Origin of the sequence: Comamonas testosteroni ATCC 11996, from assembly GCF_000241525.1 — a bacterium.
GTDB lineage: Bacteria > Pseudomonadota > Gammaproteobacteria > Burkholderiales > Burkholderiaceae_C > Comamonas > Comamonas testosteroni.
In genome coordinates, this window is sequence record NZ_AHIL01000037.1 from 38781 (window position 1) to 57906 (window position 19126).

At 63.4% G+C, this 19126-nt stretch carries 20 protein-coding genes; 6 read left to right on the plus strand and 14 right to left on the minus strand.

The genetic code is table 11. The annotated features are described in order from the left end of the window. Positions 1-96: 96 nt before the first annotated feature. The 12 genes from CTATCC11996_RS15830 to flgB all read right to left on the minus strand — a co-directional run bounded on the left by CTATCC11996_RS15830 (position 97) and on the right by flgB (position 12081). On the minus strand, positions 97-1365 hold the full coding sequence (locus CTATCC11996_RS15830; protein WP_034349396.1) for an HDOD domain-containing protein: 1269 nt from the start codon (positions 1363-1365) through the stop codon (positions 97-99). 55 nt (positions 1366-1420) lie between these two features. Beyond that, positions 1421-2635, minus strand: coding sequence for a flagellar hook-associated protein FlgL (gene flgL, locus CTATCC11996_RS15835; RefSeq protein WP_003077974.1), 1215 nt, complete (start codon positions 2633-2635; stop codon positions 1421-1423). Positions 2636-2658: 23 nt separating this feature from the next. Beyond that, on the minus strand, positions 2659-4605 hold the full coding sequence (gene flgK / locus CTATCC11996_RS15840; protein ID WP_003077976.1) for a flagellar hook-associated protein FlgK: 1947 nt from the start codon (positions 4603-4605) through the stop codon (positions 2659-2661). Beyond that, the gene (flgJ, locus tag CTATCC11996_RS15845; protein ID WP_003077977.1) at positions 4602-5630 is read right to left on the minus strand and encodes a flagellar assembly peptidoglycan hydrolase FlgJ; all 1029 of its coding nucleotides are present in this window, start codon (positions 5628-5630) and stop codon (positions 4602-4604) included. The genes flgK and flgJ overlap by 4 nt, the downstream gene beginning before the upstream one ends. Continuing rightward, positions 5627-6775, minus strand: a complete 1149-nt coding sequence (locus tag CTATCC11996_RS15850) for a flagellar basal body P-ring protein FlgI (protein WP_003065520.1) — start codon at positions 6773-6775, stop codon at positions 5627-5629. Before CTATCC11996_RS15850 ends, flgJ begins: the two co-directional genes overlap by 4 nt. A gap of 20 nt (positions 6776-6795) precedes the next feature. Next, complete coding sequence (locus tag CTATCC11996_RS15855) at positions 6796-7503, minus strand: flagellar basal body L-ring protein FlgH (RefSeq protein ID WP_003077979.1); 708 nt, start codon at positions 7501-7503, stop codon at positions 6796-6798. A gap of 170 nt (positions 7504-7673) precedes the next feature. Continuing rightward, entirely contained in the window at positions 7674-8456 is a 783-nt protein-coding gene (gene flgG / locus CTATCC11996_RS15860; RefSeq protein WP_003059201.1) for a flagellar basal-body rod protein FlgG, read from the minus strand. Between the two features lie 18 nt (positions 8457-8474). Next, positions 8475-9215 carry a flagellar basal body rod protein FlgF gene (locus tag CTATCC11996_RS15865; protein WP_003077982.1) on the minus strand — a complete coding sequence of 247 codons (741 nt, stop codon included), beginning with the start codon at positions 9213-9215 and terminating at the stop codon, positions 8475-8477. A gap of 69 nt (positions 9216-9284) precedes the next feature. Beyond that, positions 9285-10553 (minus strand): flagellar hook protein FlgE, encoded by a 1269-nt coding sequence (gene flgE, locus CTATCC11996_RS15870; RefSeq protein ID WP_003077983.1) that lies wholly within the window; start codon positions 10551-10553, stop codon positions 9285-9287. A 14-nt stretch (positions 10554-10567) separates the two neighbouring features. Further along, a complete protein-coding gene (locus CTATCC11996_RS15875) occupies positions 10568-11230 on the minus strand; it encodes a flagellar hook assembly protein FlgD (protein ID WP_003077986.1) in 663 nt (220 codons plus the stop codon). 16 nt (positions 11231-11246) lie between these two features. Further along, the gene (gene flgC, locus CTATCC11996_RS15880; protein WP_003059205.1) at positions 11247-11651 is read right to left on the minus strand and encodes a flagellar basal body rod protein FlgC; all 405 of its coding nucleotides are present in this window, start codon (positions 11649-11651) and stop codon (positions 11247-11249) included. 16 nt (positions 11652-11667) lie between these two features. Continuing rightward, positions 11668-12081 (minus strand): flagellar basal body rod protein FlgB, encoded by a 414-nt coding sequence (gene flgB, locus CTATCC11996_RS15885; RefSeq protein WP_003065531.1) that lies wholly within the window; start codon positions 12079-12081, stop codon positions 11668-11670. Positions 12082-12284: 203 nt separating this feature from the next. Between flgB and flgA the strand changes: the two genes are divergently transcribed. The 4 genes from flgA (at position 12285) to CTATCC11996_RS25905 (ending at position 14215) form a co-directional block, all read left to right on the plus strand. Continuing rightward, on the plus strand, positions 12285-13043 hold the full coding sequence (flgA, locus tag CTATCC11996_RS15890) for a flagellar basal body P-ring formation chaperone FlgA (protein ID WP_003077987.1): 759 nt from the start codon (positions 12285-12287) through the stop codon (positions 13041-13043). A 117-nt stretch (positions 13044-13160) separates the two neighbouring features. Then, positions 13161-13475 (plus strand): flagellar biosynthesis anti-sigma factor FlgM, encoded by a 315-nt coding sequence (flgM, locus tag CTATCC11996_RS15895; protein WP_003065535.1) that lies wholly within the window; start codon positions 13161-13163, stop codon positions 13473-13475. Between the two features lie 38 nt (positions 13476-13513). Further along, a complete protein-coding gene (locus CTATCC11996_RS15900; RefSeq protein WP_003077988.1) occupies positions 13514-13876 on the plus strand; it encodes a hypothetical protein in 363 nt (120 codons plus the stop codon). A gap of 186 nt (positions 13877-14062) precedes the next feature. Next, positions 14063-14215 (plus strand): hypothetical protein, encoded by a 153-nt coding sequence (locus tag CTATCC11996_RS25905; RefSeq protein WP_003077989.1) that lies wholly within the window; start codon positions 14063-14065, stop codon positions 14213-14215. On the opposite strand, the gene CTATCC11996_RS15905 is transcribed toward CTATCC11996_RS25905, so the two are convergent. Beyond that, positions 14212-15684, minus strand: a complete 1473-nt coding sequence (locus tag CTATCC11996_RS15905; protein WP_003077990.1) for an aminotransferase-like domain-containing protein — start codon at positions 15682-15684, stop codon at positions 14212-14214. The genes CTATCC11996_RS25905 and CTATCC11996_RS15905 overlap by 4 nt on opposite strands. A 382-nt stretch (positions 15685-16066) precedes the next feature. Between CTATCC11996_RS15905 and CTATCC11996_RS15910 the strand changes: the two genes are divergently transcribed. After that, positions 16067-17245, plus strand: a complete 1179-nt coding sequence (locus tag CTATCC11996_RS15910) for an aminotransferase-like domain-containing protein (protein WP_003077991.1) — start codon at positions 16067-16069, stop codon at positions 17243-17245. 235 nt (positions 17246-17480) lie between these two features. Continuing rightward, a complete protein-coding gene (locus CTATCC11996_RS15915; RefSeq protein WP_003077992.1) occupies positions 17481-18407 on the plus strand; it encodes a PhzF family phenazine biosynthesis protein in 927 nt (308 codons plus the stop codon). A gap of 14 nt (positions 18408-18421) precedes the next feature. On the opposite strand, the gene CTATCC11996_RS15920 is transcribed toward CTATCC11996_RS15915, so the two are convergent. Beyond that, on the minus strand, positions 18422-19081 hold the full coding sequence (locus CTATCC11996_RS15920) for an ABC transporter ATP-binding protein (protein WP_003077993.1): 660 nt from the start codon (positions 19079-19081) through the stop codon (positions 18422-18424). Positions 19082-19126 lie beyond the last annotated feature (45 nt).

Below are 19126 nucleotides of genomic sequence, written 5' to 3' on the forward strand. Positions count from 1 at the left end.
CGACTCGGCCTCACGGCACATCCAGCAATTTGATAGCTGCCTGCGCTTTCCTGTCAGGCGATGGAGCCTTTTCTTAGCGAATTTTCACCGAGACACTCAGCTCTGAGCCTGCGGCATGCCCAGCTTGAGTTCGCTGAGCATGCGCAGCAGCATCCGGTTGAGGTCTTCGGCCTCCCAATCCTCCTGCTCGCGCAGTTGCCGGATAGGCGCCGGGTCACGACTCTCCAGAGCCTGGCTCATCTGCAGCACGGCCGCATAAGGACCGGAGCGCGTGACGATGGCATCGAAAATGCGCTCGTTCAGCGGCGTGCGTCGCAAGATGGTGGCCACCGGCTCATGCAGCAGCAAATCCAGCTGCGAGAACAGGCTGCACAAGTACATCTCGCGCTGCAGGTCCAGGCTCACCCCGGCCTCGATCAACTGCTCGGCCAGTCTGGCGCGCAGCACAACCTGCGTGCGCAGAGGCACCAGGTCCTGTTCGGTACAGGCGTGGGGCAGCTGGTCGGCCAGCCAGCGCTCCAGCGTACCCAGCCCCAGCATTACCAGCCCGCGGCGCAGCGAGTCCACGCCGCGACGCAGGCCCAGTGCGGCCGAGTTGGTATAGAGCAAAAAGCGATAGGCCAGCACCGGGTCCGAGCCCAGGATCTCTTCCATCACATCCAGGGACTGTTCCTTGTCGATGGCTTTCATGAGCCTGAAAAGCGCATCGCGCGAGGGCTGGGGCTGCTGCAGCCGAAAGGCCTGCATGGTGTCTGCAACGGGCCAGCCGGCCACGGCCGCCGCTTCATGCTCGTCGAGACAGGAGCGCGCCAGCTCCAGGCTCTGCAGGCTCTGGTACATCTGGCCGTCCAGCAGACTCAGGGGCTGAGTGGCAAAAAAGCCCGAGGCACTCTCCTTATCCGCATCTTTTGTCGGCTGGCCGGAGCGCACGGCATTGGGCAATCCAGCGGCACCTTCCGGCGGCAGGCTCAGCAGGCTGCTGGCAAAGCAGCGCGCAGCATCTGCATCTGGCACATCGGCCAGCGATCCTCCCCAGACCAGCATCAGCCCGCGTGCCTTGGCCTTCTGCACCAGTTCGTAGATACCTTCATCCTGCTGCAGCCAGTCGCCGCGCACCTCTATCCAGGGACTGCCCTGAGGTGCATGTTCAAGAAGATTGCACAGAACCTGGCGGGACTGCGGCGATATCAAGAGCGGCGGGGCCTGACGACTCCAGATCTCATCCACCGTGCGCAGAAAATGCGCCATGTCGGCACAGGAGCCCGAGTCCTCGTGGACATAAAGCTGAATCCCTGCCAGGCGTCGCGTACGTCCCCAAAGCGGCCGATAACCAAGAGTCAAGGAACTGAGGGCAGACTGCGTCATGGAGGATTTGGACAGGTAAACAACGAGATGTCAGGACAGGCAAGGCCCGCGTAAATCAGCCGATGTAGTTGAACAGCGAGAGCTTCTGCATCTGTGCATAGGACTGCAGGGCGGCCTGCAAGCCCACCTTCTGCGTCTCCACTTGCGACAGCGCCGTGATCATATCGATATCTTCGGCACGCGAACGCGCTCCTTCCTGTGTCAGTGCCTGATCCTTCATGTCGGACTCCAGGCCGTCTGCACGTTTGAGCTGGTCGCCAGCATAGCTGCGCATGGCCTGCACCCGATTCATGCCCGAATCCAGTTCGCTCAAGGCGCGCCCCAGACCCTGCTGCAATGCGGTCGATCCCCCCGTGCCGCCCTTGACAGTGGCAATGGCCTGATCCAGCACGCTGAAAATATCGGTGCGTGTGCTTGGAGACATGGTGAAGCTGTCGCCGTCGGCCGGAGCCCCCTTGATGCTGATCTGCTGACCGCCGACGGTAATCGCCTGCCCTTCCTTGTAGGGCGTGGACGGAACCACGGGATTGGTCGCCGTGGCCGAGCTGGAGTTGATCTCGTAGCTGACCTCACCGGTAGTCGGATCCTTGGTGAATACCAGGGTGTAGCTATCGCCTGTGACCTTGCTCGGGTCGGTGACCGATCCCGCATCCGCCCAGGCCTTGCCGGAATTGGAGGCAGCGCCGTTCACCACAAACACCCCATTGCCGGTAGGCACGTTCAGCCAGGCCGCATGGCCATCCAGGGAGATGGGCAGGCCGTTGTCACTGCCGGTGTTCTGCCCGGGGTTGAGCTGGCTGCTCGAGCCCGGAGGCGTGCTTAGCAGCGGTGTATCGGGACTGCCCAGCCCGCGAAAGATCGGCAAGCCGTTGGAGTCCTTGGCATTGGCATAACCGAGAACCTGGTCACGCAGGCTCTGCAGCTGCTGGACCAGGGCGTCGCGCGCAACCGAGTCATACGAACCGTTACCAGCACCCAGCAGCAGATCCCGAAAATCCTGCAACGCGCCATAGGCCTTGCCCAGCTCGGACTCCCCCTGAGCGATCACATCGCGCTGGGCACCGAGCACACGCTGGTCATTTTCGGAACGGGTGATGCGCGTGCGCGCACGCTCGGCCTGGGCCGCAGCCACGGGATCGTCGCTGGCGCGCAGCACGCGCTTGCCCGCCGTGGTCTTCTCCATCAGGTCCACCAGGCTGCTCTGACGCGAGCCCAGGTTGTTGATGGTGCTGTCATACATATTGGCCGTGCCAATGCGGTTGATGCTCATGCTTGTTCTCCGGCTGTAGGGGGTTAACGGCCAACGGCCTGGATCACGCTGTCAAAAATGCCCTGAGCCACCTGCAGCATCTTGGCCGAGGCCTGGTAGGACTGCTGGTACTGCAGCAGCTTGGCGGCTTCTTCATCCAGATTGACGCTGGACACTGCGGTGCGATCGCCCTCCAGATTCTTGGCAATCGAGTCGGACAGCTTGGCTGCGTAGGCCGCGCTTTGCGTGCGTGTGCCGATCTGCGCCATGGCGGTGGAAAAACCATCGCTGAGCGTGGTCGCGCCATCGAAGATCACGGCGTCGCGCAACGACAGGAAGGAGCTGGCATTGCCCGTATCCGAGCTGTAGAAGCTGTTGGGGCCGAAGCTCACGGTATCGCTGGTGGCACCATCCACTGCAGGCGTGCCGGTGAGCGTCACCTTGAGCCCCGGAGCCAGCTCAATGGCCTGCCCGGAGATATAGGCGCCTGTCGCAGCCACGCCGCTGGGGGCAGGAGTGATGGTGTAGGTCATGCCGCCCGCCCCATCAGGAGCGAAAGACAGGGTGGTTCCTGCAGGAAAGGCAGAGGCATCGAAGCCCTTTCCCACCTTCAGGCTGGACATGCGGACGGCCGCATCGCCCAGCGAGTTGATCTTGGCCGACACCGGATTGGCCACCGCCAGATCGTTGCCGGAATGCACCATGGTCTGAATATCGTGCGCCGCCGATGCCACAGGACTGAACAGCACGGACTGGCCAGCCTGGCCATCGTTCTTGAGATCGAACTGCAGACCGTCAATCGTCATGCTGCGCAAGTCCGTCAGATCGTTGAAGGCCGTGGTCTGGCCATCCGACAGGCGCACCACCTTGCCCTTGGGCGCATCGTTGCCGAAAACGATCTTGTAATCCGAAGCCTTGAGCGCGCTCGAGTCCTTGACCGTGACCGTGGGCGTATCGGGCTGTACCCATTGAGCCCCCGTGGTGGAGCCCGTGGTCGTCATCGGAATATTGAACAGCGCCCCGCCTTTCTGACCCGACAAGGTCAGGCCCAGCTGGTTCTGCGTATTGAGCGTATCGCCGATCGAGATCACCATGCGCCCCAGCAGGTTGCGCCCCTCGCTCAGGTCGTTGTTCTGGAACTGCAGCAGACCGGCAATCTCGCCGCCACCAGCCATGGCTGGAGTCAGCTCCACGGACTGCCCGCCCTGCTGCTGGAAATACAGGCTCATCTTGCCGCTGCCGGGGTACTGCGTGGACTCCTGCAGGCTGAGCTTGGCCGCACTCTGCCCCAGCACCAGCGGCTGGCTGCCACCCACGAACAGACTGATGGAGCCATCGCCGGCATCGACCTGCGAGGTCTGCACGTATTTGTTGATGTCACGAACCAGCTGGTCGCGCTGATCGAGCAGGTCATTGGGCGTGTGGCCCGTGGCGATGGCGCTGCTGATCTGACCATTGAGCGCAGCCACCTGTTGGGACAAGCTGTTGACCACATTCACGTCATTGCTCATCTGCTGGCGCGTGCTGTAGTCCATCTCGTCGAGCTGGGCAGAAGCCGAGCGGAAGCGCGCGGCCAGCTCGCTCATGCGCGTCAGCACCACCTGGCGTGCCGAAGAGTCGGTAGGCGCGCTGCTGACATCGGCAAACGCATTCATCATGTCGTTGATGGCCGCGCCCAGGCCGTTGGTTCCGCCGGAGAACACTTCCTGCAACTGGTTGAGCGAGTTCGAGCGCGCGGAGTCTGCGGCACTGGCGGCGGTGGCCGCCGTGGCCTGACGGTTAAGCAGCTCGCTGAAGTTGCGCAAGATGGTCGTCACATCGGCGCCATTGCCGATATAGCCATTGCCGATGTTCTGGCCCGCCGAGGTCTGAAAGGCCACGCTCTGGCGCGAATAGCCAGCGGTGTTGACGTTGGCGATGTTGTGCCCCGTGGTTTGCAGGGCGATCTGGTTGGCCATCAGGGCGCGCGCGCCCACGTTCAGAAGACTCATGACTGGTTCTCGGTGATCTTGTTGATCTGGGCTGCACGGGCGCTGGCGCCCAGACGGCTTGCGACATTGGCGCTGCTGTTGCTGGCGCTCGCGACTGTGACCTGGGCCACGCTCTGGATGGCGCGGCTGAGCTTTTGCGCATAGGCCGGATCGGTGGCGTAGCCGGCCTTTTGCAGCTCGCTGGCATAGGCCTGGGCAGAGCCGGTCTGGGCCATGGCTTTTTCGTAGCGCGGATTGCTGCCGATCAGGCGTGCGTAGTCGCGGAAGGACTCCTCGTAGGAGTCATAGGCGCGGAACTTGGCCGTCACCTTCTTGGGCGCGCCATTGATGTATTCGGTGGTCGTGACTTCGGCGACCTTGCCCGTCCAGCTGCCACCGGCCTTGATGCCGAACAGATTGAACGAGTTGCTGCCATCCTTGTTGCGGATCTCGCTCTTGCCCCAGCCCGTCTCATGCCCGGCCTGGCCGATCATGTAGTGGGCCGGGATGCCGCTCTCGCTGGCCACACGCTGCGCCGCGCCGGTGTGCGCCGTCACGAAGTTGTCGCGCCCCTTGGGAGCCGGTGCATAGGCATTGATCGATTGCGCAGCCTGGCTGCGGCTGCCGCTCCAGGCGCCGTTGCTGCCCACATTGCGCCAGGCATTGCGGCTCAGACTCAGCGTGGAAGGCACGGCAATTTCGGCGTCCTCGGCTGCGTCGACCCCCATGCTGCGCGCCAGCTGCTTGCTGATGGCATCGGTGAGGCCGCCCGGCTGGCCCGCCATGGCCACCGAGAGCTGCTGATCCAGCAGATCGGTGCTGAGATTGCCCTGCGCGCTGTCGAGCAGACCGGACTTCATGGTCGCCTCGCGCATGCTCTTGATCATCTCGCGCATGAACAGCGACTCGAGCTGCTTGGCCGTCTCGCGCGCGGCCTGGGGGCTGTTCTCGCCGGCAGCCGTCTTGAGCGCATTGAGCGAACGTGCATCGACGGCCAGGGCATTGCTGGCCGCCAGGGATGAAGAATGGGGCAGCGACGTGCTCATATCACCTCCAGCTCCGCGTCCATGGCACCTGCGGCCTTGATGGCCTGCAGGATGGCCAGCAGGTCCTGCGGCGTGGCGCCCAGTGAGTTCAGCGCCCGCACCACATCGGTGAGCTGGGGCGAATTGGGCATGTTGATGACCTTGCCGGGCTCCTGCTTGACCTGGATATCGGACTTCTGCGCCACCACGGTCTGCCCTTGCGAGAACGGTGCGGGCTGGCTGATGACCGGCGTGGTGCTGATGGTGATGGACAGGTTGCCGTGCGCAATGGCGCAGGGACCCAGGGTCACCGCCTGATTGAGCACGATGGAGCCGGTGCGGGCATTGATGACCACCTTGGCCGCCGGCTTGGAGGTTTCAATGGGCATCTCCTGGATCTCGGCGATCATGCGCACGCGCGAGCCCGGATCGATGGGGGCATTGACCTGCACCGTGCGGCCGTCCAATGCCATGGCCGTGCCCGCACCCATACGCTGGTTGATGGCGCGCACCATCTTGTCGGCGGTCTGGAAATCGGTCTGATTCAGGCCCAGCGTGATCGTGTTGCCCTGGTTGACGGGAGTGGGCACTGCACGCTCCACCTGCGCACCCTGCGGCACGCGGCCCGCGTTCAGGTGATTGACCTGCACCTTGGAGCCGCCGGCCGCAGCCCCGGCACCGCCGACCACCACATTGCCCTGGGCCAGTGCATAGATCTCGCCGTCCGCGCCGCGCAGCGGTGTCGCGACCAGCGTGCCGCCCTTGAGCGACTTGGCATTGCCCATGGAGGAGACATTGATGTCGATGGCCTGGCCCGGCTGCGCAAAGGCCGGCAGCTCGGCCGTGATGATCACCGCCGCCACATTCTTGAGCTGCAGCTGGGCCGCATTGCCCGTGGCCGGCAGGGCGATGCCCATCTGCTCCAGGTAATTGGCCAGCGCCTGCTTGGTGTAGGGCATCTGCGTGGTCTGGTCGCCCGTGCCGTCGAGGCCGACCACCAGACCGTAGCCTGTCAACTGGTTGCTGCGCACGCCCTGGATGGCGGCAACCTCCTTGATGCGTGTGGCATGCGCAGGCAGGGTGAGCCCGCTGGCGCCAAGGGCTGCGACCACCAGCAAGGCGGTGTGCGCAGGGCGCAGTGACAGGAGCGTGGACAGTACTTTCATACTGCCCATTCTCGGAAGAATCAGAACGGCATAACGTTCAAAAAGAACCGGGACAACCAGCCAATTGACTGGGCTTCACCGGCCTGGCCACGGCTGCGCGACTCGACGCGCAAATTGGCCACCTGGGTCGATGCCACGGTGCTGCCCGGACGCAGCGAGCGCGGGTCCACCGTGCCCGTGAAGCGCAGCACATCAACGTTATGGTTCACGCCGATCTGCTTCTCGCCGGCAATCACCAGATGACCGTTGGGCAGCACGTCGACCACGGTGGTGGCAATCGAGCCCGTGAAGGTGTTGTTGCTGCTGGTGGCACCCGAGCCCTTGAAGTCGTTCTTGCTCTCGGCCCCCAGGGTGAGCGCATCGGCAACCGTCTTCTCGGCACCACCCCTGAGCAGAGGCAGCGAGGTGATGCCCGTGCTCAGCTCGTTGGCACGCCCGACCTTGGAGTCCGTGCTCTGGCTGGCCGAGACGCGCTCGACGATCTGCACGGTCACCGAGTCGCCCACCATGCGGGCACGCTGATCCTCGAACATGGGGCGGTAACGGCTGGCGTTGAACAGGCTGCCGGTGGGATTCTGGGCCGTCTGCTCGCGCGGCTGCAGCACGGGGGGGGCCGTCGAGGGCATGTCCACGGGCGGCGGCGGATTGAGCGTGACGCAGCCCGACGTCAGCAGGGCCGCAGTGAGGGCACAGAGCGACGGGCAATGGGAAACAATGGCTTTGAACATGGCGGCAAGTCCTTGGCAGTCAGGCGCTTGGCCCCTTGTGCCCTTGCGTGCGCAATGCACGCTACTTAAATAGGAGCATATAGCGCTTTCTATTCATGGAAATCAGCATTTAATCTATCTGAAAACCATACACATAAGGCGCAGCACGCTCCTCAATACATAGTGATCAATCAGAGCTGTGCCAGCTTGGCCAGCATCTGGTCGGAGGTCTGGATCGCCTTGGAATTCATTTCGTAGGCACGCTGCGTCTGGATCATGGTCACCAGCTCCTGGACCACGTTCACATTCGAGGCTTCCAGATAACCCTGCTGAATCGTGCCCAGGCCGTTGGTGCCGGGTGTGCCCTGCTGGGGCTGGCCCGAGGAGGCAGTCTCGACATAGAGATTCTGGCCGCGGGGCTCCAGGCCGGCTGCATTGATGAACTGGCTCATCGCAATATTGCCCACCTGCTGCGGCGCGGCCTGGCCGGGCATGGTGACACTGACCACACCATCATGGCTGATCGACACCTTGGTCGCTCCCTGCGGGATGGTGATGCCGTTGGCCACGGGCAGGCCGCTGGACGTCACCAGCTGGCCCTGAGAATCGACCTCGAACGAGCCGTCGCGGGTATAGGCAATCGTGCCGTCGGGCATGTTGACTTCGAAGAAGCCGTTGCCGTTGATGGCCACATCCAGCGCATTGCTCGATTGCTGCAGGCTGCCCTGCAGAAAGTTGCGGCTGGTGGCCACCGTGCGCACGCCCAGGCCCAGGTGAAGGCCTGTGGGCAGCTGATTTTGCTCGGTGGTCTGGGAGCCGGACTGGCGCAGGTTCTGATAGATCAGATCCTCGAAGACCGCATTCGCGCGCTTGTAGCCGGTGGTGGAGACGTTGGCCAGATTGTGCGAAATCACGTCCAGCTGCGTCTGCTGGGCTTCCATGCCGGTCTTGGCAATGAACAGCGAATTGATCATGACGTATTCCTTTGGCTATCAGCCGTTCAAGCTCAGCAGCTGGCTGGCGGATTTATCGTTGGTTTCAGCGGTCTGCAGCAGCTTCATCTGCTGCTCGAACTGGCGCGAGGCCGCGATCATGCCGACCATGGTTTCGACGGAGTTCACATTCGATCCCTCGATCGAGCCCGACAGCAGGCGCGCTGTTTCATCGTTGGGCAGCGCATCGCCCTGGGCCGCGCGAAAAAAGCCGTCATCGCCGCGCACCAGAGGCTCGTCGACGGGCGGCGTGACCAGCTTGACGCGCCCCACGGCCACGGGCAGCTGATTGCCCATCTTGGCGGTCAGCGTTCCGTCCGAGCCCAGGGAAATCGTGGACTCTGGCGGGATGTCGATGGGAGCGCCGCCGTCGGAGAGCACGGCCTGGCCGTTGCTGTTGACCAGTTGCCCTTCGGGCGAGATCTCGAACACGCCGTTGCGCGTGTAGGCTTCCTGACCGTCAAGTCCCTGCACGGCAAACCAGGCACGGCCCATGGCCATGGCGTCCAGCGCCCGGCCGGTGCGCTGGGCAGGGCCGGGGGTGTCCTGATAGCCAGAGGTTGCCTCCAGCGCAAACACGCGCGTGCCGGCCCCCGAACCCTGCAGCGGCACCGAACGGAAGGTGGACATCTCGGCCCTGAAGCCGTTGGTGCCCGCATTGGCCAGGTTGTGAGCCAGCACGGCCTGACGCTGGGCTGCCGCATTGGCCCCAGTCATCGACGTATAAATAATTTTGTCCATGCTGACCCTCCTTCCGTCAAATCAATCGCTTTTGCAGCCCCGGCGCAAAGCGCCTCAGGGGCTTAGCTGTTATCGCAAGTTCACCAGTGTGGAGAACACCTGATCCTGCGTCTTGATGGTCTGGGCGTTGGCCTGATAGGAGCGTTGCGCCGTCATCATGTTGACCAGCTCGGCTGTCAGGTCCACGTTGGACTCTTCAAGCGCGCCCGACTGCAGCGAGCCGAAGGTGCCGGTCTGGGCCGAACCATTGAGCGCAGGGCCGGAGTCGGAGGTGGCAACCCATTTGTTGTTGCCGATGGAGCCCAGACCCTGGGTATTGGTAAAGGCCGCCAGAGCGATCTGGCCTTCGGTGCGCGTGACGCCGTTGGAGTAGGAGGCCACGATGGAGCCGTCGCGGCCCACATTGATGCCCGTCAGTGCGCCCGAGGTATAGCCGTCCTGCTTGAGGCTGCTGACGGCAAATTTGGTGCCGAACTGAGTCAGACCGCCGAAATCGAATGCGACATTGAAGGGCTGCAGGCCGTTGGGATTAGCCGTGCCGCCGCTGACGCTCAGATTCAGCGTAGTGCCCGAACCTGTGGTCGGTGCATTGGGGGTGACGCTGGTGAGCTTGCCGCTCGCGTCGAACACGGCCTTGCCGATGGGCGTGGCCGTGGCATCGAGCGAGTTGTAGACATTCCAGGTGTTGCCTGTGGCGTCTTTCTCGAAATACAGATTGACCGGGATCGCCGTGCCCTGGGTGTCATACACATTCAGCGAGGTGCCATAGGTGGCCCGCGGCGTGGCAGCAACAGGAGGCGTGGCTGTAGCGTCGCCGGCGGCCGCCGTGGCGCGCGCATCCAGATTCAGCTCCACATTCACCTTGGATGTCTGCTTGGCGGGAATCGGCTGCCCTGTGGGAAAGCTCATCGGCACAGGCGTGGCACCCGACTGGATCTTGCCGGTCGCAGGATCCACCACATAGCCCATGACATTGTCGTTGTCCACGGTCTTGAGGTTGCCCTCCTTGTCCAGGCCGAAGTTGCCGGCGCGCGTGTAGGCGATGCTGCCGTCGCTTTGTTTGACGACGAAAAATCCGTTGCCGTTGATGGCGATGTCCAGGTTGTTGCCCGTCGAAGTGATGGAGCCCTGCCTGAACTGCTGGGACACGGAGGCCACGTTAACGCCGATGCCGCTGCTCTGGCCGCTGGCCGAGCCGATGGCGCTGGCGATCATCTCGGCAAAGTCGGCGCGCGAAGCCTTGAAGCCCGTGGTGTTGGAGTTGGCGATGTTGTGGCCGATGACGTCCAGATTCTTGCTGGCGGCGTTCAAGCCCGAGAGACCTTGTTGAAAACCCATGATGTGCTCCTCAATCAGTAAACGGCCTTGATGCCGGAATAAGCCACGCTCTCGCCGTTATCGAGCTCCAGTGACAGCGCGCCGTTGGCCGAGCTGGCCGCGATCACGGCATGGGGCGCCAGCGGTGTGGATGCCACGGCGGTCGCTCCATTGGTGGCGACCACGCTGTAGCGCAGTTGCGAGGCATCGCCGCTGTATTTGTCCTTGCCTTCCCAGGTGAAGTAGTTGCGGCCTGCCGCGCCGGCACCCAGATCGATGGTGTCCACCAGCTCGCCGCTGGCCGTGGTGATCTGGATCTTGACGCTGGCTGCCTGGTTTTCCAGATCGAAGGCCGCGGTATGTGTGCCGTTGGCCGCCACGCCCAAGGTGTTGCCTTCGGTCAGCACCGTGCGGCCGATCATGGAAGTGCCTTGCAGCACCTGCATGGCGGAGAACTGGCTGGACATGGAGGCCATGGTCTGGTTCAGCTGCTGAATGCCAGTTACGGTATTGATCTGCGCCATCTGCGAGGTCATTTCCGCGTTGTCCATGGGATTCATGGGATCCTGGTTGTTGAGCTGGGCCACCAGCAACTTGAGGAAACGGTCCTGGGCCTCGTTGGGGTCCGTCACCGAGTTTTTGGTCTTGCTGGTGGTGTTGGTCGTGGTGCCGTCCACGCTGCTTGCGCCGTAGATCATGTGAGTGTTCCCGGGCTTACTGGCCCATTTGCAGAGTCTTGAGCAGCAGCGTCTTGGCCGTGTTCATGACTTCCACGTTGTTCTGATAGGAGCGCGAGGCCGAGATCATGTTGACCATCTCGTCCACGGCGCTCACGTTGGAGTGGGTGACATAGCCCTCGCCATCGGCCAGCGGATTGCTGGGGTCGTGGATGCGACGGCCGGGCGTGTTGTCCTCGCTGATGGCATTGACCTTGACGCCTGCGCTGCCGTCATTGCCCATGGGCACGGTCTGAAACACGACCTGACGCGCCTTGTAGACGCTGCCGTCGGGGCCGGCCACGGCATCGACGTTGGCCAGATTGGAGGCCACCACGTTCAGACGCTGGGACTGGGCGCTGACCGCACTGCCCGAGATATTGAAGATGGAAAACATGGACATGGTTTAGCTCCTGGGCTTACTGGCCTTGAATGGCGCTGAGCATGGTCTTGGCCTGGCCGTTGATGAAGCGCAGCGTGGCTTCATAGCGCACGGAGTTATCGACGAAATTGGCGCGCTCGCGATCCAGGTCCACGGTGTTGTTGTCCAGACTGGGCTGGGAATTGACCGAATAGCCGAGCTTGGCCTTGAGTGCCTCGTCCGACATCTGCGCCTGCAGCGGGATATGACCCGCCGTCGTGACACTGGCCTGGGTCAAGGGCTTGGGCCCGCTGGTCGCGGCCATCAAGGCTTCACGGAAGTTGAAGTCGCGCGCCACATAGCCAGGGGTGTCGGCGTTGGCAATATTGCTGGCAATGGCACGCTGGCGCTCGGCGCGCAAGAGCAGCGCCTCGCTTTGGAAGTCCAGTCGTTCGGTCATTTTGTTCAGCATTGCGGCCTCGCTTTCAGAATTCGGGGATGCCGGAGCCCACGGACTGCGGCATGCGAGGATTATGAAAATCGGCAGCGCAAACTAAAGCGCGAAGAAAGCGGTATTGCGCTGGCACTTCAAGCCATTGCGCAAGCCATGTCACGCCTATATTTGCCAGCATCGTCTGCAGCCTCGTGACTGCGGATACTTCAAAGGATTAATGCATGTCTGGCCGCTTTTCCCTGTTTCTGCGCCTTCGCCCCTCTCGGGGCCTGGCTACGGCATGGGGTCTGGGCGCGTTGCTGCTGACGGCCGGCGCACAAGCCCAGGATGGCGCGGCGCAGCTCAGCCAGATCGGACAGCGCTTTGTCGACGCCGCTTTGCACCAGCCATCGCCCGAGACCGTGCAGGCCGGCAACGGCATGGCTTTGCGCATGGAAGTTCAGATGGGTCAGCTGGACTCGCGCCTGCGTCTGGCGGCCTGCGCCAAGGTCGAACCCTATCTGCCTGCAGGCAGCCGCCTGTGGGGCCGCACCCGACTGGGTCTGCGCTGCGTGCAGGGTAGCGTGCCCTGGAACGTGTTCCTGCCCATCACCGTGCGTGCCTACGGCCCGGCCTGGGTGGCGCAAGGCAATATTCCCGCCGGCAAGACCCTGAGCGCTGAGGACGCAGTCCCCGCAGAAGTGGACTGGGCCGAGGACAGCGCTCCCGTCTTCGCCAATGCTCAGGATTTCATCGGCATGGTCGCGGCGCGTGCGCTGACATCGGGGCAGGCTCTGCGCCAGAACATGGTGCGCCCGCCAGCCTTGTTCACGGCGGGATCGCCCGTTCAGGTGATGGTCAACGGCGGCGGTTTCAGCGTTGCCGGCTCGGGCAAGGCGATGACTGCCGCCGGAGAAGGACAACAGGTACGGGTTCGCATGGATAATGGCCGCCTTGTCACAGGAACGGTCAATGCCAATGGCGTGGTTCTGGTTCAATAACAAGAGAGTGCACACTCACTTTAAAGACCATGCCAAATATTCCTCAAGTTTTACGCGCCGTTGTCGAAAGCAAGGCTACAGCGCCCTACGCCGATACAGGGCGATTGGAGAACCAGCATGAAGATAGGCAATAAACCGGACCTGCAGCAGACCGCTGCAGCCGCCAAGCAGGCCCCGAAATCCGCCACCACGGTTGCCACCGAGGAATCGACCAAAGGCTTGTCCGAGCGCGCCGCTGGCGTGCCCGTGTCCTTTTCGTCCTCGGCCCGCGCCCTGGATAGTCAAAGCCGCACCAACACCGACTTTGATGCTGATCGCGTCAAGGCCATGCGCGAAGCCATCGCCAATGGCAGCTTCCGCGTCAACGCCGAGGCCGTGGCAGACAAGCTGCTGGCCAATACCGAAGAATTCCTGGTTCACGCGCGCGGCTGAAGCGCCCGCGCCTGAACTCACGAACAAAGGCTGACCCGATGACCTTGCAGGAAATGCTCGATTCGCTGGATGCGGTGATTCAGACCGTTTCGACATCGCTGCAGTCACCGGACTCATCCGCGCTGGAGCAGTCCAGCACCCGCCTGCGTGACGCCATGGTGGCGTTCTCCCAGCTCGTCAAGCGCGTCTCGGCCGATGACTGGACGCCTGCACTGCGCGAGCGCGCACAGCACTTGGACCGCGAAATCTCCCTGGTCCGCGACCAGCTGGCGCGGCTTTCCGTGCTCAACCAGCGCCGCACCAAGGCCCTGGTGCCTGCTGCCGAAGACAGCACCTACGAAAGCAGCCTGCGCGGCGCATCGCAGACGGGGCGCGCACGCATTTATCACGCAGCTAGCTAGGCTCGATGCGGAAACTCCAAGCAACACGGGCAACCCGGCACGAGATGCTCTGGGCGCGCTCAACCGCGCCGGCCGCTAAGCGGTGGCCCGCCTCCTGACCGCAGCGCCTTCAGACATCCCCATGAATCATGGCTTTGCCTGCGTCTATGGCTTTGATGCCCCAGTACAGCCAGTTATGACAAACAGATGGCCAGTTGGTTAGTCCGCTGCGTGGTGCAGGGCGATGCCATCGGCAGGCAGCGCCCCGTGGAGTTCGACTATCTGATGTCCGACGCCTTTGGCGAGCTGCTGCTGCGCACCGACTGCCATATCCATCAGGGCTCCGTCCAGCTGGGCTAAAGCTTCTGTGCCTGGGCCCGCATCTGGGTCACCACGCGCTCGAAGACCCGCCAGAAGGCGGCGTCCTGCGTGGTCGCGAAATTGATGCGCATGCAGGTGCTGGAGCCCCGGCTGGCATGGAACATGGCACCAGGGGCAATCATGTAGCCCTGATCCAGCAGCAGCTGAGTCAGCACCTCGGTATCCACACCGGTATCCACCCAGCCGAACATGCCCGCAGGCTCGGCCACAAAACGGCAACCGGCTGCCTGGGCCAGCGCCACGCTGCGCGTGCGCGCCTGGGCCAGATGCTGACGCAGGCGCTCGGCATGGCGGCGCAGCTGGCCTTGCTCCATGCACAGGGCCAGGGCCTGCTCCATGGGGGTCGGCGTGGACAGGGTAGACAGCAGCTTGGTGTCCAGCAGTCTCTCGACCAGCTCGGGCGGCGCCGCCAGGTAGCCCAGACGCCAGTTAGGCACCAGCACCTTGGCAAAGCCGCTGATGTAGATGCTGCGCTGCAGCCGGTCCAGTACCGACACTCGCGGAGCGTGATCGGGCGCAATATGGCAGTAGCTATCGTCCTCCACCACATAGAAGCCATGGCGCTGCGCCATCTGCAGCACCTCATGGGCGCTGGCCGCGCTCAGGCTGTAGCCCGTGGGGTTGTGCAGCACGCTGACACTCACATAGAGCTTGGGGGCCATGGTCTCGCAATAGCGCTGCATCACCGCCATGTCCGGCCCCTCGGGACCACGCGGCACGGGCAGAACGCGCATGCCCATGGCGGCCAGGCGCGCATATTCCACGGCCCAGCCCGGCTCTTCCACCATCACCGGATCGCCGGGCTGCAGCAAGGCTCGGCTCACGATGTCCAGCGCCTGGGTCGCCCCCAGGGTGGTGATGATCTGGCCAGTCCCCACCGCAATGCCTATGCGCTGCAGGCGCCGCGCCAGCGCCTCGCGCAGCCGGCTGTCGCCCATGGGCTCGCCATAGCGCACCAGTGATTCGCGCAGCGCCTGCCCGCTTGTGACCTTGCGCATGGCGGCCACCAGAAAGCCGGCATCCAGCCATTCGGCGGGCAGCACACCGGCACCGGGCTGGGGTTTGCCGGCCACGCTCTCCACAAACATGCCGCGAATCAGCATGGTGGCGTTGATACGCGTGCCCGGCGGGATGCCTACCGGGGTATTGACTGCTCCTTCATTGATAGCTATATGCGCTTTACCTTCAGGCATTTGAAGCGGATTTTGCACAATATCGCGCACATAAAAACCGCGCTGCGGCCTGGCCTCGACCAGCCCCTGGGCCTGCAACAGGTCGTAGGCAGCCACCACCGTGTAGGGGCTCACGCCTTGCTGGCGCGCGCATTCACGCACCGAAGGCAGGCGCGCGCCTGCGGGCAGCAGCCTGGTGCGTATGCGTTCGGCCAGACGCTCGGCCAGTTGCTGGGTCAGGGTCAGGGCCGCCTGGCGGGACAGGGAGATGGACATGGTGATATGCAGCGAACTGTATTGAAGCGGACACCAATACAGAAGCCATAATTGTGAGACTGTCTGTATAGGTACTGTAATGGTCTCAAGCGTATATTGAGTCCATCAACCTCTCTTGGCCGCCCTCCACACAGGGCTATGGTCACGGTCTGCGGTCTCACCGACTTCAGACCACACCGTCGCAATTGCCCGCCAGCCCACACAGGCAAACCGGCCGCGACACAATAAGCCCACCTGCTGGTGCATGGTTGCAGCGCTTTGTGCGCCGCAGCGATTGCATCCCGAGCCCCAAGCTCAGGCCGGCACATGCCCGACAACGGCGTGAGAATGCACACCGGCCAGCCCTGCCCGGGCTGGCAATGTAGAGATCGAGTACTGTTTTATGACAACATGGACGCTGGCAGAACGTGCTGCCAAGATGAATTCCTCCGCCATCCGCGAGATCCTCAAGCTGACCGACCGCCCCGGCATCATCAGCATGGCTGGCGGCCTGCCTTCCCCCAAGGCCTTCCCTCTGGACGCATTCACCGAAGCCTGCCAGACCGTGATGCAGCGTGACGGTGCCGCAGCCCTGCAGTACTCGACCACCGAGGGCTTTGCCCCGCTGCGTCAGGCGATTGCCGACTTCCTGCCCTGGAGTGTCGATCCCGAGCAGATCCTGATCACCACCGGCAGCCAGCAGGCGCTGGACCTGATTGGCAAGGTGTTCCTGGACAAGGGCAGCCGTCTGCTGGTTGAAAAGCCCACCTACCTCGGCGCCTTGCAGGCCTTCACCCCCATGGAACCCGTGGCCGTGGGCGTGGACAGTGACGACGAAGGCATGCTGATCGAGGACTTTGCCAGGCAGATCGGCAGTGGCGCCGACAAGGCCCGCCTGGCCTATGTGCTGCCCAACTTCCAGAACCCCACCGGCCGCACTATGAGCGATGCGCGCCGCCAGGCTCTGGTGGAAAAGGCCAAAGAACTGGATATCCCTCTGATCGAGGACAACCCCTACGGTGACCTCTGGTACGAGCAGGAGCCGCCCCTGCCCCTGGCTGCACGCAACCCCGAGGGCGTGATCTACATGGGCTCGTTCTCCAAGGTGCTGGCCCCCGGCCTGCGCATCGGCTTCATCGTCGCGCCCAAGTCCGTGTACGGCAAGCTGACCCAGGCCAAGCAGGCTGCCGACCTGCACACCCCCAGTTTCAACCAGCGTGTGGTGGCTGAAGTCATCAAGGACGGCTTCCTGGACCGCCATGTGCCCACCATCCGGGCCATGTACAAGGCTCAGCGCGATGTGATGCTGATGGCCCTGGAGCGCGAGATGGCCGGCCTCGACGTGCAATGGACACGTCCCGTGGGCGGCATGTTCCTCTGGGTCAGGCTGCCTGCAGGCATGGACGCCCAGGCCTTGCTGGCCAAGGCCGTGGAGCGCAATATGGCTTTTGTGCCCGGCGCCCCCTTCTACGCCGGCGATGCGCAGAACAACACGCTGCGTCTGTCGTATGTGACGGTGTCTGCCGAGCAGATCAACATCGGCATCAAGTCCCTGGCCGAGGCCATCAAGGCCAGCCTCTGACCTGAAAGCTCCCCCTGAGGCGCTCCCCGCCTTCCCCCTCTCTCGCTTCGCGGGAGGGGGACGACACCATCGGTGCGCGGCAGCGCTTCCTCGGTGTCCCTGGCACCGTTTGGCATATGTTGCGCCTCATCAACCGGCCTGACACGAACCTCCGTGCAGCGCCGGTTTTTCTTTTTGCCGACAATCGCTGCCCATGTCTGCTCCAGCCCCCCATATCGCGCTATCCCGTCCCTATATGACCGTGGACGTGTTCACGCACACCGCGCTGCTCGGCAACCCCGTGGCCGTGGTGCTGGGTGCCGATGGCTTGAGCGAGGCCCAGATGCAGGCCTTCGCGCGCTGGACCAATCTATCGGAAACCACCTTTGTGCTGCAGCCCAGCGCCGCAGCGCTGGCCGCTGGAGCCGACTACCAACTGCGTATCTTCACGCCCGCGGGCGAGCTGGCTTTTGCCGGCCACCCCACGCTGGGCAGTTGCCATGCCTGGCTGGCCCAGGGCGGCCAGCCGCGCAACCCCGAGCAGGTGCTGCAGGAATGCAAAAAAGGCCTGGTAGCCATTGGCTGCGATGCGCAAGGCGCTCTTTTTTTCGAAGCACCTTCACTCGACTCTCAGGAAATTCCCGAAGAGGAACTGGCACCTGTGCTGCAGGCTCTGGGCCTGCAGCGTGAGCAGCTGCTGATGGCGCGCAGCCTCCATAACGGCTCGCCCTGGCTGGGCCTGCTGCTGGACCACCCCGATACGGTTCTGAGTGTGGAGCCAGACTTTGGAGCGCTCAAGAAGCTGGGGGCCAAAGCCGGTCTGGCAGCCATTTATGAGGTGCAAGAGGATGCCCCGCTGATCGGCCGCTCCAGCCGCGAAGCCCGCGCTTTTGCCAAGCAGGCTGAAGAAGCCGCTCAAGAAAAAGTGACTTCAGCCCAGCCGCGTCTGGAAGTACGCGCCCTGGTAGGCGAGACCGCGAGCGAAGACCCTGTCACAGGCAGCCTGAATGCTGCGCTGGCCCAATGGCTGACGGACGAAGGTCTGCTGCAGACTCCCTATATCGCCGCGCAAGGCGTATGCGTGGGCCGTGACGGACAGGTTCATGTGCAGACCGCTGCCAACGGCAAGCTTTGGGTGGGCGGCCACACCGTGACCGTCACCTCGGGCCGCGTCCTGCTTTAAACCTCAGGGCCGGCTCAGAGCTGAACCGGCGTCATCCTGCAGATCTGGTCGGCCATGGTTTCGGCCTCCTGCGCGTTGTGCGTGACCAGAATAGCCATCTGCCCGGCAGCCCGCAGAATGTCGCGCACCTCCAGCGTCAGGCGCTCGCGCGTGGCTGCGTCGAGATTGGAAAATGGCTCATCGAGCAGCAGCAGGGCCGGGGACGGCGCCAGGGCTCGCGCCAGCGCCACACGCTGCTGCTGTCCGCCGGACAGCTCGTGCGGGAATTTGCTACCTGAATTCGCCAGCCCCACCACGGCAAGCAGCTCCTGCACACGCTTGTCGCGCTCTGGCTTGCCCATGCGACGCAGGCCGAATCCCACGTTCTGCAATGCCGTCAAATGCGGGAACAGCCCATACTCCTGAAACATCATGCCCACATGGCGCTGCTCGGGAGGCAGGTGCGTGCCGGGGCCGGAGAGCAATACCTCGCCCAGATGAATGCTGCCCGCGCGCACCGGCTCGAAGCCCGCGATCGCACGCAGCACGGAGGTCTTGCCGCAACCCGAGGGCCCCAGCAGGCTGGCGATATGACCTGCAGGCACCTGCAGATCAAAGCCCTGCAGCACGGTGTGCAGACCCATAGGCGTTTCATAGCCCAGTTGCAGCTGCGCAATTTGTAGAGAGGCGGTCATGCAGTCACTTCGTCAAGACTTAGGCAAAACGGGTTCGGGCAGTAC

What these genes read in the sequence shown, in the direction of transcription:
- CTATCC11996_RS15830 (WP_034349396.1), bottom strand. Translation starts at nt 1,365, where the DNA reads ATGACGCAGTCTGCCCTCAGTTCCTTGACTCTTGGTTATCGGCCGCTT.
- flgL (WP_003077974.1), bottom strand. Translation starts at nt 2,635, where the DNA reads ATGAGCATCAACCGCATTGGCACGGCCAATATGTATGACAGCACCATC.
- flgK (WP_003077976.1), bottom strand. Translation starts at nt 4,605, where the DNA reads ATGAGTCTTCTGAACGTGGGCGCGCGCGCCCTGATGGCCAACCAGATC.
- flgJ (WP_003077977.1), bottom strand. Translation starts at nt 5,630, where the DNA reads ATGAGCACGTCGCTGCCCCATTCTTCATCCCTGGCGGCCAGCAATGCC.
- CTATCC11996_RS15850 (WP_003065520.1), bottom strand. Translation starts at nt 6,775, where the DNA reads ATGAAAGTACTGTCCACGCTCCTGTCACTGCGCCCTGCGCACACCGCC.
- CTATCC11996_RS15855 (WP_003077979.1), bottom strand. Translation starts at nt 7,503, where the DNA reads ATGTTCAAAGCCATTGTTTCCCATTGCCCGTCGCTCTGTGCCCTCACT.
- flgG (WP_003059201.1), bottom strand. Translation starts at nt 8,456, where the DNA reads ATGATCAATTCGCTGTTCATTGCCAAGACCGGCATGGAAGCCCAGCAG.
- CTATCC11996_RS15865 (WP_003077982.1), bottom strand. Translation starts at nt 9,215, where the DNA reads ATGGACAAAATTATTTATACGTCGATGACTGGGGCCAATGCGGCAGCC.
- flgE (WP_003077983.1), bottom strand. Translation starts at nt 10,553, where the DNA reads ATGGGTTTTCAACAAGGTCTCTCGGGCTTGAACGCCGCCAGCAAGAAT.
- CTATCC11996_RS15875 (WP_003077986.1), bottom strand. Translation starts at nt 11,230, where the DNA reads ATGATCTACGGCGCAAGCAGCGTGGACGGCACCACGACCAACACCACC.
- flgC (WP_003059205.1), bottom strand. Translation starts at nt 11,651, where the DNA reads ATGTCCATGTTTTCCATCTTCAATATCTCGGGCAGTGCGGTCAGCGCC.
- flgB (WP_003065531.1), bottom strand. Translation starts at nt 12,081, where the DNA reads ATGCTGAACAAAATGACCGAACGACTGGACTTCCAAAGCGAGGCGCTG.
- flgA (WP_003077987.1), top strand. Translation starts at nt 12,285, where the DNA reads ATGTCTGGCCGCTTTTCCCTGTTTCTGCGCCTTCGCCCCTCTCGGGGC.
- flgM (WP_003065535.1), top strand. Translation starts at nt 13,161, where the DNA reads ATGAAGATAGGCAATAAACCGGACCTGCAGCAGACCGCTGCAGCCGCC.
- CTATCC11996_RS15900 (WP_003077988.1), top strand. Translation starts at nt 13,514, where the DNA reads ATGACCTTGCAGGAAATGCTCGATTCGCTGGATGCGGTGATTCAGACC.
- CTATCC11996_RS25905 (WP_003077989.1), top strand. Translation starts at nt 14,063, where the DNA reads ATGGCCAGTTGGTTAGTCCGCTGCGTGGTGCAGGGCGATGCCATCGGC.
- CTATCC11996_RS15905 (WP_003077990.1), bottom strand. Translation starts at nt 15,684, where the DNA reads ATGTCCATCTCCCTGTCCCGCCAGGCGGCCCTGACCCTGACCCAGCAA.
- CTATCC11996_RS15910 (WP_003077991.1), top strand. Translation starts at nt 16,067, where the DNA reads ATGACAACATGGACGCTGGCAGAACGTGCTGCCAAGATGAATTCCTCC.
- CTATCC11996_RS15915 (WP_003077992.1), top strand. Translation starts at nt 17,481, where the DNA reads ATGACCGTGGACGTGTTCACGCACACCGCGCTGCTCGGCAACCCCGTG.
- CTATCC11996_RS15920 (WP_003077993.1), bottom strand. Translation starts at nt 19,081, where the DNA reads ATGACCGCCTCTCTACAAATTGCGCAGCTGCAACTGGGCTATGAAACG.